The 14,316-nt window shown below is 67.6% G+C and carries 9 protein-coding genes; all 9 read left to right on the top strand.

The features are described 5' to 3' along the window. Positions 1–73 precede the first annotated feature (73 nt). The 9 genes from ACWGE0_RS12875 (at position 74) to ACWGE0_RS12835 (ending at position 14,263) form a co-directional block, all read left to right on the top strand. Positions 74–895, top strand: a complete 822-nt coding sequence (locus ACWGE0_RS12875) for a hypothetical protein (protein ID WP_452261067.1) — start codon at positions 74–76, stop codon at positions 893–895. 46 nt (positions 896–941) lie between these two features. After that, positions 942–4,043 (top strand): BTAD domain-containing putative transcriptional regulator, encoded by a 3,102-nt coding sequence (locus ACWGE0_RS12870; protein WP_452261066.1) that lies wholly within the window; start codon positions 942–944, stop codon positions 4,041–4,043. A 105-nt stretch (positions 4,044–4,148) separates the two neighbouring features. Beyond that, entirely contained in the window at positions 4,149–5,363 is a 1,215-nt protein-coding gene (locus ACWGE0_RS12865; protein ID WP_452261065.1) for a cytochrome P450, read from the top strand. A gap of 89 nt (positions 5,364–5,452) precedes the next feature. After that, a complete protein-coding gene (locus tag ACWGE0_RS12860) occupies positions 5,453–6,235 on the top strand; it encodes an ABC transporter ATP-binding protein (protein ID WP_452261064.1) in 783 nt (260 codons plus the stop codon). Further along, positions 6,235–6,996, top strand: coding sequence for an ABC transporter permease (locus tag ACWGE0_RS12855; RefSeq protein ID WP_452261063.1), 762 nt, complete (start codon positions 6,235–6,237; stop codon positions 6,994–6,996). The genes ACWGE0_RS12860 and ACWGE0_RS12855 overlap by 1 nt, the downstream gene beginning before the upstream one ends. Positions 6,997–7,085: 89 nt before the next feature. Further along, positions 7,086–7,292 carry a hypothetical protein gene (locus ACWGE0_RS12850; protein WP_452261062.1) on the top strand — a complete coding sequence of 69 codons (207 nt, stop codon included), beginning with the start codon at positions 7,086–7,088 and terminating at the stop codon, positions 7,290–7,292. A gap of 211 nt (positions 7,293–7,503) precedes the next feature. Then, on the top strand, positions 7,504–10,659 hold the full coding sequence (locus ACWGE0_RS12845) for an efflux RND transporter permease subunit (RefSeq protein ID WP_452261061.1): 3,156 nt from the start codon (positions 7,504–7,506) through the stop codon (positions 10,657–10,659). After that, positions 10,652–11,092: a hypothetical protein gene (locus tag ACWGE0_RS12840; RefSeq protein ID WP_452261060.1), complete on the top strand. Its 441-nt coding sequence runs from the start codon at positions 10,652–10,654 to the stop codon at positions 11,090–11,092. Before ACWGE0_RS12845 ends, ACWGE0_RS12840 begins: the two co-directional genes overlap by 8 nt. Positions 11,093–11,098: 6 nt before the next feature. Continuing rightward, complete coding sequence (locus tag ACWGE0_RS12835; RefSeq protein ID WP_452261059.1) at positions 11,099–14,263, top strand: efflux RND transporter permease subunit; 3,165 nt, start codon at positions 11,099–11,101, stop codon at positions 14,261–14,263. Positions 14,264–14,316: the final 53 nt, after the last annotated feature.

Genomic DNA, 14,316 nt, shown 5'->3' with positions numbered 1-14,316 from the left:
CGTGACAGCCGTGTGTCTGCCTGGTTGGCGAACGTGGTCGCAACAACCACGAAGCCGACAAGGGAGACACGACATGTCCACGTTCACCACGCCGGAGCCGATCACGACCACGTTGACGACCGCGGGCGCGAGGGTGCGGATCGTCGCGAGCGAGCGGCAGGACACGGTGGTGCGGGTCGAGCCGGTCAACCGCGCGAGTTCCACGGACGTGAAAGTGGCCGAGAAGACCAAGGTCGACTTCTCCGGTGGTGTCCTGGCCGTCAAGACGACCAAGTCGGGTGACAAGAACGGTTCGGTCGCCATCACGATCGAGCTGCCGGTCGGATCCAGGCTGGTCCTGAACACGGCGTGGACCGATGTGCACGCGGACGGCCTGCTCGGCGACTGCGAGCTGAACATCGCGTCCGGGCACGTCCGGCTGGACCGCATCGGCGAGCTGCGCGGGAACCTCGGGGCCGGTGGGGTCGAGATCGGTCACGTCGCCGGGGCAGCCGACGTCGAGGGCAGCACGGCGGGGTTGCGGATCGGCGAGGTCGACGGCGTCGTCCGGTATCAGGGCGCGAGCGGCAAGGTCTGGATCGGCCGCGCCCGCACCGATGTCGGCCTCGGCAGCGCCGGCGGCAGCTTCGACATCGACCACGCTGAGGGCAGCGTCAGCGTCAAGGCCGCCAACTGTCCAATCCGGATCGGCAGGCTGACGCGTGGCCGAGCTGAGCTGATGAACGCCTCGGGTGGCATCGAGGTCGGCATCAGTGAGGGCACGGCCGCTCTGGTGGACGCCAAGAGCACGAAGGGCCTGGTGCGCAGCACGGTGTTCACGCAGGACAACCCCGAGGTCGAGGTCTATGCGCGCACCCGGCTCGACGACATCGTCATCCACCGCGTTGCCGCCTGAGTCAGGTGTCAGGGGGCTGACAGCCAGCCGTGGCAGGATCGGGCAGGTGCAGATCGGGATTCTGGGACCGTTCGAGGTTCGCGCGGACGACGGCACTCTCGCGGACGTGCCCGGTGCACGGCTGCGTGCGCTGCTGATCGCTCTCGCGCTCCAACCGGGTCGTGTGGTTCCGAAGGCGACGCTCGTCGACTGGATCTGGGGCGAGAACCCACCTGCCGACGCGGCCAATGCCTTGCAACGCTTGGTTTCCCGGCTGCGCAAGGCACTGCCGGATGCGTCGGTCGATGGGCTGACGGACGGGTACCGGCTGGCGGTGGATCCCGACGCTGTGGATGCGGTGCGGTTCGAACGCCTCGGCGCCCACGCTCGTGCTGACGAGGGATCGCTGCGGGTGCAGCGGCTGCGTGACGCTCTCGAGTTGTGGCGTGGCCCGGCCTTGCAGGACGTTGGTTTGCAGGACAGCGAGGCATTCGACGCCGCGGCCACCCGGCTCGACGGGCTGCGCCTGGCCGCGGTGGAGGACCGGTTCGACGCGGAGATCACCCTCGGCCGTGGCGCGGAGCTGGTTTCCGAACTGACAGATCTGGTGGCTGCGCATCCGGTGCGGGAGAAACTCGTCGCCGCGCTGATGCGCGCACTCGTCGCGGCCGGTCGCAACAGCGAGGCGCTGCTCGCGTACCAGCGCACGAGGGAAGCGCTGGCCGAGGAGCTGGGCGTCGACCCGTCACCCGAGCTGTCGGCGCTGCACGTCGCGTTGTTGCGCGGCGAGGTCGGGCGGCGTGAGGGGAACCGCAAGACCAACCTGCGTGCCGAGCTGACGAGTTACATCGGCAAGGACGCGGATGTCACGGCGGTGCGCGAACTGGTCGCGGGTCATCGGCTCGCGACCCTGATCGGACCGGGCGGCTCGGGAAAGACCAGGCTGGCAACGGAAACCGCCCGCACACTGCTCGGCGACCTGCCGGACGGCGCGTGGCTCGTGGAGCTCGCGCCCATCGGGCCGGACAGTGACGTCGCGCAGTCGACGCTCGCCGCACTCAGCCTCCGGGACGCGCTGCTCGGTGACGCGACGAACGCGGAGCCGATGGAGCGGCTCATCACCGCGATCCGCGAGCGGGAGATGCTGCTCGTGCTGGACAACTGCGAGCACGTGATCGAGTCGGCGGCGGCGTTCGCCCACCGGTTGCTGGGGGAGTGCCGCCGGCTGCGGATCCTGGCGACCAGCAGGGAGCCGCTCGGCATCACCGGTGAAGCGTTGTGGCCGGTCGGACCGCTCGCCCTGCCATCAGCGGTGCGGTTGCTGCGGGACCGGGCGGCCGCGGTGCGTGCGGACCTCGTGGTCGACGATGGCACGTTGGCGACGATGGAACGCGTCTGCCGGGCGCTGGACGGGATGCCGCTGGCGATCGAACTGGCCGCTGCCAGGTTGCGCACCATGTCCATCGACCAACTCGCCACTCGGCTCGACGACAGGTTCCGCCTGCTGACCGGCGGAAGTCGCACCGCGTTGCCCCGGCACCGGACGTTGCGGGCGATGGTCGACTGGAGCTGGGAGCTGCTGACCGACGCCGAACGGGTGGTGCTGCGCAGGCTCTCGGTGTTCGCCGGCGGGTCGAGCCTGGAATCGGCCGAACGGGTCTGCGCGCACGAGGCCGTTGAGGAGTACGAGGTCCTGGACCTGCTCACCTCGCTGACCGAGAAGTCGCTGCTGGTCGTCAGTGATGACGGTGCGCCGCGGTACCGGATGCTCGGCACGATCAAGGAGTACGCCGCCCATCGGCTCACTGAGGCGGGGGAGTCGGAACTGGCCAGGCAGGCGCACCTGACCTACTTCACCGAGCTCGTCGAGACAGCGGCCCCGCACCTGCTCCGCGTCGAGCAACTGACCTGGCTCGCCACACTCAGCGCCGAGCACGACAACATCAGTGCCGCGATGCGTGGTGCGCTCGCGGCAGGTGAAGCGCATGCGGCGATGCGGCTGGCGGCGGGCGCCGGCTGGTACTGGTGGCTCGTCGGGCACAAGGCAGAAGGCCTGGAGCTGATCCTCGCGGCCACCGAGTTGCCGGGCGAGGTGCCCGACGAGATCCGGGCGTGGGTGTACGGCCTCGTCGTGACGTTCGTGAGTTCCGGGCTGGGTGACGAACGTCAGGCCGCGGAGTGGATCCACCGGACTTACGAGCTCTACCAGCGCCTTGAGGTTCGCCCGCCGATGTTGGGACTGGTCGCCTCGCTGGAACGCATGTTGCGGGAGCCGGACAGGATTCCGTCCGCGTGGGAAGTGGCGCTGGACAGTGAGGACCCCTGGGTGCGCGCGATAGGCCGGCTGCACCTCGGGAAGATGCGGGTCGCAGTCGGCCAAGGCGGGCCGGAGGCAGATCAGTTCCTGGAGGAGGCGCTCGTCGAGTTCCGGGTGCTCGGCGAACGGTTCGGGATCTCGTTCGCCCTGACCGAGCTGGCGGACCGGATCGCCACGCGCGGCGAGTTCGCCGAGGCGTGCGAGCACTATGAAGAGGCGATCGCGGTCGTCACCGAAATCGGCGCCGTCGACGACGTCATCCGGATGCGTGCGCGGCAGGCTCAGCTGTACTGGCTGATGGGCGACAAGGACGCGAGCGCGGCCGCCATGGCCGAGGCAGGGCGCTGCGCGGAAGGCGTCACCTGGCCGGATGCGCTCGCCATGCTGGCTCTCGCGAAGGCGGACCTCGCCCGGTGGAGCGGCGACGCCGACGCGGTGTACGAACAACTCCGCGTCGCGACCACCGTGTGGGGCGACGAAGCGGACCAGGTGAGCATCCGCGCCGCGACACACACGCTGTTCAGCTACCTGACCGACGATCTCGACGAGGCCGGAGAGTTCCTCGCCGGCGCGTGCCAGGCGGCGGCCGAGGTGGGATACGCGCCCACGATCGCGCAGGTGCTCGTCGCGGTCGCGGACCTGGCACTGCGCCGCGACCAGCACGAGCAGGCCGCACAGCTGCTCGCGGCGAGCACCGCCGTGCGCGGACTACCGGATCGTTCACACCCCGACGCGGACCGGATCGAACGGGCAGCACGAAGCCGCCTCGGCGCCGCGGCGTTCGACGCGGCCTCCCGGAAGGGTGCGGAGACTTCCTGGCGCGACCTGGTCGAGGCGGCGCTCGCTCCCTGACAGCGCGGCCCTGTCACAGGATTCAGGCCGTGTCAGCGTCGTGTCAGTCCGGTGTCTGACCTGCCGGTGATCGTGGTGGCCACAACCACCACGAAAGGGAATCCGATGAGCCAGACGGTTTCCGTCCCGCAGGGCCTGCCGATGGAGCGCGACGCGGGCCCGTTCGACCCGCCCAGCGAGATCACCCGCCTGCGTGAGACCCGGCCCGTCAGCCCGATGGTCTTCCCAGACGGCCACGAAGGCTGGCTGATCACCGGTTACGACGCGGTGCGCCAGGTCATGGCCGACACCCGGTTCAGCAACCGCCAGGACATCGGCGTGATCCACGTGCCGTACGAGACGCCCGGCATGCCCGCCGCCGCCGAACCGTCCCCGCAGACGCCAGGACTGTTCATCAGCATGGACCCGCCGGACCACACCCGGCTGCGGCGCAAGCTCACCGGTGCGTTCACGGTCAAGCGGATGAAACAGCTCGAAGAAGGCATCATCGCGATCACCGAGCAGCAGCTGGACGAACTGGCTCGCTTGGCCCCACCGGTCGACCTGGTGAAGGAGTTCGCGCTTCCGGTGCCGTCACTGGTGATCTGCGAACTGCTCGGCGTCCCCTACGCGGACCGGGAGACCTTCCAGTCGAACTCCTCGAAGTTCATGGAACGGGACGTGACGCTCGAGGACAAGATGGCCGCGATCGGCGCCATGTTCGGCTACCTCGCCGAACTGGTCACGAACAAGCGCGCCAACCCCGGCGACGACATCCTCTCGGACCTGGCCCGCGACGAGGACCTCACCATCGAGGAACTGTCCGGCATGGCGTTCCTCCTGCTGCTCGCCGGCCACGAGACCACCGCGAACATGCTCGCGCTGGGCACCTTCGCTTTGCTGGAGCACCCCGCACAGCTGACAGAACTGCGCGACAACCCGGACCTGCTCCCCGACGCCGTCGAAGAGCTCATGCGCTACCTGTCCGTGGCCGACATCTTCTTCCGCTACGCCACCGAGGACATCGAGCTCGGCGGCGAAACGATCCCGGCGGGTTCAACCGTCGTCGTCTCTTTGCTGGCCGCCAACCGCGACCCGCAACGGTTCGAGAACCCCGACGCGTTGGACGTGCACCGCAAGGTCCGCGGCCAGGTCGCGTTCGGGCACGGCATCCACCAGTGCCTCGGCCAGCAGCTGGCCCGCATCGAGATGCGCGCCGGCTTCGAGGGACTGCTGCGCCGCTTCCCGACCCTTCAGCTCGCCATCCCGGCCGACGAGGTGAAGCTGCGGACCAACATGCACATCTACGGCGTGCACGAACTTCCGGTCACCTGGGCCTGACCACCGTCTACTTAGGAGAGAACGATGAACTCGCCCTGGACCGGCATGCTCGCCGTGCGTGAGCTCGCCCTCAGCCTCGGGAGCGTCCAATGACGACACGACCCGCAATCCACGTGCAAGGCCTGGAAAAGTCGTACAAGACGCTGAACGTGCTGCGCGGCGTGGACTTCGACGTGGCGCGCGGCAGCATCTTCGCGCTGCTCGGCTCGAACGGCGCAGGCAAGACCACGGTCGTGAAGATCCTCTCCACACTGCTGAAAGCCGACGCGGGGACGGCCGGCGTCAACGGCTTCGACGTCACCACGCAGTCTGCGAACGTGCGGGAGTCCATCAGCCTCACCGGGCAGTTCGCCGCCGTCGACGAGATCCTCAGCGGCCGGGAGAACCTCGTGCTCGTCGCCCGGCTGCGGCACCTCAAAGGCCCCGGCAAGATCGCGGACGATCTGCTGGCCCGATTCTCACTGACCGACGCGGGTGCGCGGAGAGTGTCGACCTACTCGGGTGGCATGCGCCGCCGCCTCGACATCGCGATGAGCCTCGTCGGGAACCCGCCGGTCATCTTCCTCGACGAGCCCACGACCGGGCTCGACCCCGAGGGGCGGCTCGAGGTGTGGCAGGCCGTCAGGGAACTCGCCGGCCAGGGCACGACGGTGTTGCTCACGACTCAGTACCTGGACGAGGCCGAACAACTCGCCGACCGGATCGCGATCCTGCACGAGGGCCGGATCATCGTGAACGGCACCCTCGCCGAGCTCAAGCAACTGCTGCCGCCCGCCAAGCTCGAGTACATCGAGAAACAACCGACCCTCGAGGAAGTCTTCCTCGCACTCGTCGGTGCCCGCAAGGACGCGACGTCGACCGAGGAGCGATGATGACCAAACACTTCTTCGTCGACACCACCGTCCTTCTGGGACGGTCCCTGAGTCACATCACACGCAGCATGGACACCATCCTCACGACCGTCATCACTCCGATCGCAATGATGCTGATGTTCGTCTACGTGTTCGGCGGCGCGATCCGAACCGGGTCGGACTCGTACGTGAACTACCTGCTGCCCGGCATCCTGCTCATCACGGTCGCCTCCGGCATCGCCTACACCGCGTTCCGGCTCTTCATGGACATGCAGAGCGGCATCTTCGAGCGGTTCCAGTCCATGCCGATCGCGCGGTCGTCGGTGCTGTGGGCGCACGTGCTGACCTCACTGGTCGCCAACCTGATCTCACTCGTGGTCGTCGTGCTCGTCGCTCTGCTCATGGGCTTCCGCTCGGGAGCGGGACCACTGGCGTGGCTCGCGGTCACCGGCATCCTGATCCTGTTCACCCTGGCGTTGACGTGGCTCGCCGTCATCCCCGGCCTCACCGCGAAGTCCGTCGACGGCGCGAGCGCGTTCTCCTACCCGCTCATCTTCCTGCCGTTCCTCAGCTCGGCCTTCGTGCCCACCGAGACCATGCCCGGACCGGTGCGCGCCTTCGCCGAGAACCAGCCGGTGACCTCCATCGTCAACGCCATCCGCGCCCTGTACACGCAGCAACCGGTCGGCACCGACATCTGGATCGCGCTCGCCTGGTGCGTCGGCATCCTCATCGTCGCGTACGTCTTCGCCACGATCACCTACCGCCGCAAGATCTCCTAGCGGCCCGCCGGTCCAACATGTCTGAGTTGCCTGGCGTCGTGGCGCCCTGATGCCTGCCGGCCGCCTGCCGCTGAGAGGCGGAGCGCTCGGTGGAGAACACGTTGGATCTGCGGGTGTTCTCGTCGGTCACCTCGACCACCAGGACCTTCGAGACAACGCGAGAGCTGGACCAGGAGACCATGAACGCGAGGATCTGGCTCGGCATCCACTTCCGCAAGGCGATGACCGACGGCAACCGACTCGGGCACCAGGTGTCCGGCTGGACCATCGAGCACCGCTTCGAGCCGACACGCTGACCTGGCTCCTGTTCAGCCGCAACCGGTCGATTCCGTTCCGCCTGCACGGGCGTGATGCGCGAGACCCACGTCCGCGTCAGCTAGACCCGCCATGCCTTGTGCCCAGAGCACGGTGTGAGTGGACTATGAGGCCGCTATGAGCGGCCTGTGACCAGGCAAGTTCATGGTCGCTCCATGCCCGCAAGGTCATCGGAGTGAGAGGTCCCCGGCCATGATGCGTTGGATCGTCGGGTCGAGCCAGAGGTACCGCCGTCTCGTCCTGGCGGTCGCGATTGCCCTCATCGCGCTCGGCTTCGTGCAGCTGCGCAACAGCAACGTCGAGGCACTGCCGGAGTTCGGGCCGGTGAGGGTCGACGTTCAGGTGGAGGCGCTGGGCCTCTCCGCGGAAGAGGTCGAGAACCTCATCACGAACCCCATCGAGAACGAGTTCTTCAACGGCATCCCGTGGCTCGCGAAGCTGGAGTCACGCACCGTCCCCGGCCTCACGTCGATGGAGATGACGTTCGAGCCGGGCACGGATCCCATCCGCGCACGACAGGTCGTGCAGGAGCGCCTGACCATGTCGACCGCGCTGCCGCAGGCGTCGTCCAAGCCGCCGCTGGTGGTGCAGCCGCTGTCGTCCACCGGGCGGCTGATGATGATCGGCTTGTCGTCCAAGGACAAGTCGCTGATCGACATGTCGCTGCTGTCGCGGTGGTCGGTCGTGCCGCGGCTGCTCAGCGTGCCCGGCGTGGCGAACGTGGCCGTCTGGGGCTTCCGCGACCGGCAGCTGCAGGTGCAGGTCGACCCGTCGCAGCTCGCGAAGAACGCCGTGACGCTGGACCAGGTCCTGCGCACCTCGGCCAACGCGTTGTGGGTGTCGCCGCTGACGTTCGTCGAGGCGTCCACGCCAGGTCTGGGTGGTTTCGTGGACACCAAGAACCAGCGCATCGAGATCCAGCACAACCAGCCGATCAAATCGGCCGCGGAGCTCGGCAAAGTGACGGTCCAGGGTGCGGAGGACCGCGGCCTGAAGCTCGCCGACGTCGCCACGATCACCGAGGACCACCAGATCCTCATCGGTGACGGGGTCGTCAACGACGAGCCGAACCTGATGCTCGTCGTCGAGCGGTTCCCCGGCAGCAGCGTCTCCGAGGTCACCAAGAACGTCGAGGCCGCGCTGAACGAGCTGCGTCCCGGCCTGCCCGGCGTGCAGATGGACACGACGATCTACCGGCCCGCGTCCTTCATCGACAGGATGAAGGACAACCTGGTCACGACCCTGCTGATCAGCGCCCTCCTGCTGCTGCTCGTGCTGGGAGCGTTCCTGTTCCACTGGCGCAGCGCGCTGGTCAGCCTCGTCACCGTGGCGGCGTCGATCGGGACGACGGTGCTCGTGTTGTCCTGGTTCGGGATACCGCTGAACATGATGACCCTGGCGGGCCTGGTGATGGCGCTCGCCGTGGTGATCGACGACGCCGTGGTCGGCGTGGAGAACGTGCGTCAACGCTTGAGGGAGCGACCAGAGACGTCTACGGAGACCTCGGTCGTCGACATGATCGGCGCGGCGATCCTCGAGGTGCGCGGGCCGTTGTTCGTCGCGGCGGTCATCACCGCGGTGTCGGTCGTGCCGCTGCTCGTGCTCGACGGCGTCAGGGGCGCGTTCCTCACGCCGGTGGCGGTCGCGTTCCTCATCGCGACCGCGGTGTCGCTGCTCTGTGCGCTGATCGTCGCGCCCGTGCTGGCCACGATGCTGCTGGCGAAGGAGTCGTTGGCGCACAAGCCGTCCCCGCTCGCCGCACGGATGGAAGGCGGATACGCCAGGCTGTTGCCCACGTTCGTGCGCTTCCGCGTGGTGGGGTACGCGCTCGGCGCACTGCTGGTGATCGTGTCGGCGGCCCTGCTGCCCCTGCTCGTCTCGCGACCGCTGTCACCGACGCTGCAGGAACGTGACGTGCTGATCAAGTGGGAGGCCGCGCCCGGCGCGTCGCGCCAGGAGATGAACCGGATCACGGCCGCGCTCACCTCCGAGTTGCGGACGACGGGTGGCATCCGGAACGCGGGTGCGCACACCGGGCGCGCGCTGGCGTCCGACCAGGTCTCCAACATCAACTCCGGTGAGGTCTGGGTGAGCATGCGACCCGAGGCCCACTACGAAAGCACCCTGAACGCGGTGCGCGAGATCGTGAAGGGCTACCCCGGCATCCGCAGCGACGTGCTGACCTACTCCGACCGCCAGGTGCGCGACGTCCTCAGCCGCGGCACTTCCGCTGACCTCGTCGTGCGCGTCTACGGCAACGACTACGGCGTGCTGAACGAGAAGGCGAACGAGGTGCTCGGCATCATCAAGGGCATCGAGGGCGTCGCCGACCCGCGGATCAACTCGACCGAGATCCAGCCGACCATGGAGATCGAGGTCTCCGTGGAGCGTGCGGCGAAGTACGGCCTCAAGCCCGGCGACGTCCGCAGGCAGTCCGCGACGCTGGTCGCGGCGACCATCGCCGGCAACCTGTTCGACGACCAGAAGATCTTCGAGGTCGTGGTCTGGGGCAAGCCGGAACTGCGCCAGAACCCCCACACCATCAAGGACCTGCTGATCGACGCACCCTCCGGTGGGCCGGACGGCGGTCCCATCCAGGTGAAGCTGAGCGACGTCGCCGACGTCCGGGTCTCGCCGAAGCCGGCGATGATCACGCACGACCAGGTGTCGCGGAGCATGGACGTCGTCGCGAACGTCCGCGGCCGGTCGCTGGACGACGTCACGGCCGCCGTGTCCGAGCAGGTCAAGGGCTTGAGCTTCCCGCGTGAACACCACCTCGAGGTGCTCGGTGAGAGCCAGGCACGGTCGGCGACGGACTTCCGCGTCTGGACCTACATCGCCGGCGCGGCGATCCTGATCTTCTTCCTGCTCCAGGCAGGCCTGCGCAGCTGGCGGTTGGCGACGCTCACGTTCCTGCTGCTGCCGGTGGCCCTGTCGGGCGGCGTGCTGGCCGCCTTGCTGGACCGGAGCTCGATGTCCGTGGCCGCGTTGCTGGGCCTGCTCGCCGTGCTGGCTGTGGCCGTGCGCACCAGCATGCTGCAGGTCGCGTACCTGCAACGACTGGAGGAAACCAGTCCAGACCTCGTCGTAGGGGGTATGCGCGAACGGTTCACCCCGGCCGTGACAGGTCTGCTGGCGACCGCTCTCGTGCTCGTGCCGTTCGTGATCTACGGCGCCGTGAGCGGACTGGAGATCCTCGCACCGCTCGCGCTGGTCGTGATCGGCGGCCTGGTGACCACCGCGCTGGTGAACCTGTTCATCCTGCCCGGTCTCTACCCCCAGTTCGCCGCGAAGGAGAAGACAGCCGAGATGGAGAAGACGGATGCCCAGGAGAAGACGAATGTCTAGCCAACGATGGGCCGCGGCGGCCCTGATCGTCCTCGGTCTGGGGGCGGCTGGATGCACCGCCGTCACCTCCGCCACCGAGGCCCCGCAGGAGAAGCCGGCGAAGGTGGAAGCGATCCAGGGCAAGAACGTGAAGAGCGTGACGCTGACCGAACAGGCGGTGAAGCGCGTCGGCGTGGAGACGACCACGGTCGCCGCGGCCCCCACCGGGACGGTCGTGCCCTACCAGGCGGTGATCTACACACCGGACGGGAACACCTGGGTCTACGTCGTCACCGGTTCGCGCCAGTACTCGCGTGAGCAGGTCACCATCGCGACTGTGGGCGGCAACGCGGGCACCGACGCGTTCCTGTCCGCCGGCCCCGCGGCGGGCACCACGATCGTCAAGACAGGCCTCATCGAGCTTTACGGAGCCGAACTCGGCGTCGGGAAGTAGCCCACCATGATGCGCTGGATCATCGGTACGAGCCTGAAACTCAAGTTCCTCGTGGTCGTAGGTGCGTCGATGATGATGTTCTTCGGCATCCTGCAGATCAAGGACATGTCCATCGACGCGTTCCCCGAGTTCGCGCCGCCCCGCGTGGAAATCCAGACCATCTGCATCGGACTGTCCGCGAAGGACGTCGAAGAGCTCGTCTCGGTGCCGATGGAACAGGGGCTCAACGGCATCGAGGGACTGACCGCGATGCGGTCGAAGTCCGTGTCCCAGCTGTCGTCGATCGTGATGATCTTCAAGCAGGGTACCGACCTGATGAAGGCGAGGCTGCTGATCCAGGAACGCGTCAACGCGATCACCCCACGACTGCCGCGGTGGGCGAACCCGCCGTTCATGATCCAGCCGTTGTCGTCGACCAGCCGCGCCATGAAGATCGGCATATCGCAGGCGGACAAGTCCGACCAGGCCCACATCGACATGGCGCTGCTGACCTACTGGTCACTGCGGCCGCGGCTGATGCGTGTACCCGGCGTCGCGAACGCGGCGATCTGGGGCGACCGGTGGCACGTGAAGCAGGCCCTGGTCGACCCGGACCTGATGACGAAGCACAACGTCACGATGCAGCAGGTGCTCGACTCCGCGGGCAACGCGGTCGACGTCGGGCAGCTGAAGTTCAAGGGCGGCTTCGAGATCGGCACCGGCGGATACGTCGACACGGCCAACAACCGGTTCCCGGTGCAGCATCAGCTGCCCCAGTTGTCCGGGCAGCAGCTGGCCGAGATCCCCATCGAGACCAAACCCGGTGAGCCGAAGGTCTACCTCAAGGACGTCGCCGAGATCCGCGACGACCTCATGCCGCCGTCACTGCTCACCGGCGACGCCGTCATCAACGACGGTCTCGGCATCATGGTCATCATCGAGAAGCTGCCGTGGGCCAACACGTTGGAGGTCACGCGCGGCGTCGAGCAGGTGATGAAGGACTTCCAGCCTGGCATGGTGGGCCTGCAGGTCGACACCGAGATCTTCCGGCCGGCGACGTTCATCGAGACGTCGGTGAACAACCTGGGCCGCGCGATGCTGATCGGCTTCGGCCTGGTCGTGCTGATCCTGATCTTCTTCCTGTTCGAGTGGCGGGTGGCGTTGATCAGCGCGATCACCATCCCGTTGTCACTGGTGGCCGCGGGTCTTGTGCTGAACGCCACCGGCGCGACGATAAACGTGATGATCCTGGCAGGCCTGGTCATCGCGCTCGGCGTCCTGGTGGACGACGCGATCATCGACATCGAGAACATCGTGCGCCGAATACGGCAGCATCGGCGAGAGGGGAGTGACAGATCCACCGCGTCGATCATCCTGGAGGCCTCGATCGAGGTCCGCGGCCCGATCGTGCACGCGACACTGATCATCCTGGCGTCGACGGCACCGGTGTTCCTCCTCAGTGGACTGACGGGTGCGTTCTTCCGTCCGCTCGCCTTCGCGTACGGGTTGTCGATCCTGGCGTCGCTGCTGGTGGCGTTGACCGTGATCCCGGCTCTGGCGCTGATCCTGCTGCGCAACGCGGAGATCGAACACCGTGAGTCGCCGTTGGTGCGGTGGCTGCAACGCGGCTACACGGCGTTGCTGGCGCGAATCGTGCCGCGGCCCGGTGTGGCGTACTCGAGCGTGGCCGTGGTGATGGTCGCGGGCATCGCGATCGTGCCGTTCCTCGGGCAGAACCTGTTCCCGTCGTTCAAGGAGCGGGACTTCCTGATGCACTGGGTCGCCCAGCCGGGCACCTCGCGCGAGGAGATGGTCCGCATCACCCAGCAGGCCAGCAAGGAGCTGCGCGCGATTCCGGGTGTGCGCAACTTCGGCGCGCACATCGGTCAGGGCACGCTCGCCGACGAGGTCGTCGGCATGAACTTCACCGAGAACTGGATCAGCATCGACAAGGACGTCGACTACTCGAAAACCGTTGCCGCCGTTCAGAAAGTCGTCGACGGCTATCCGGGTCTGCAACGCGACGTGCAGACGTACCTCAAGGAACGCACGAAGGAGGTGCTGACTGGATCGAGTGACGCGATCACGGTCCGCATCTACGGCGACGATCTCGACGGCATCCGGCAGAAGGCCAACGAGGTCAAGGAGCTCATAGCCGGGATCGACGGCATCATCGACGAACACGTGACGCTGCAGACGAACATCCCGCAGGTGGCCGTGGAGGTCGATCTGCAGAAGGCGTCGCAGTACGGGATCTCGCCCGGTGAGGTGCGGCGGACCGCGTCGGCGTTCATCTCCTCCGAGGAGGCGGGCGACATCTGGCGCAACGGCAAGAACACCGAGGTGCACGTGTGGTCGCAGCCCAAGGCCCGGTACAGCGTGGAGTCGGTGCGCCAGTTGCTGATGGACGCGCCGGACGGCCGGAAGGTGCCGCTCGGTGAGCTCGCCTCGGTGAAGGTCGTGTCCGCGCCGAACCAGATCCTGCGGGAGGACGGATCGCGGCGGATCGACGTGGGCGCCAACGTGGCCGAGGGTGCCGCGCTCGGTGACGTGGCGGGGGAGGTCGAGCGGCGGCTGGCCCAGGTGAGCATGCCCGCCGGGTTCCACGCCGAGCTGCTGGGCGAGTACAAGGAGGCCACCGCTGCGCAGAACCGGTTGCTGCTCTTCGCCGGCGGGGCGTTGATCGCGATCCTGCTGATCCTGGTGACCGCGTTCGGCAGCTGGCGGCTGGCCGTGCTGGTGCTGCTGACATTGCCGATGGCCCTTGTAGGTGGTGTGCTCGGGGCGTGGCTGACCGGTGGTCTCCTGTCGCTCGGGTCGCTGGTCGGGTTCTTCACGGTGCTCGGCATCGCGGCGCGCAACGGGATCCTGATGATCAACCACTTCCAGCACCTGGAACGGGAGGAAGGGGAGCCGTTCGGCCGGGACCTCGTGCTGCGCGGCGCCCGTGAGCGTCTCGCGCCGATCCTGATGACCTCGCTGGCCGCCGGTCTGGCCCTGGTACCGCTGGCGATCGCCGGCGACCTGCCGGGCCACGAGATCGAGCATCCGATGGCGATCGTCATCATCGGCGGGTTGTTCACCTCGACCCTGCTGAACCTCTTCGTGACCCCGTCCCTCTATCTCCGGTTCGCCGGGCCACGCCACGACAAGGCGGATCCCGCTCCCGCTCCTGAACCCGTTCCCGCCTAGCCGACACGTGATGAGGGGCTTCCATCCACTGTGGACGGAAGCCCCTCATCACG

Source organism: Lentzea sp. NPDC054927, assembly GCF_053610285.1.
This window is presented reverse-complemented; position numbering and strand designations above follow the sequence as displayed.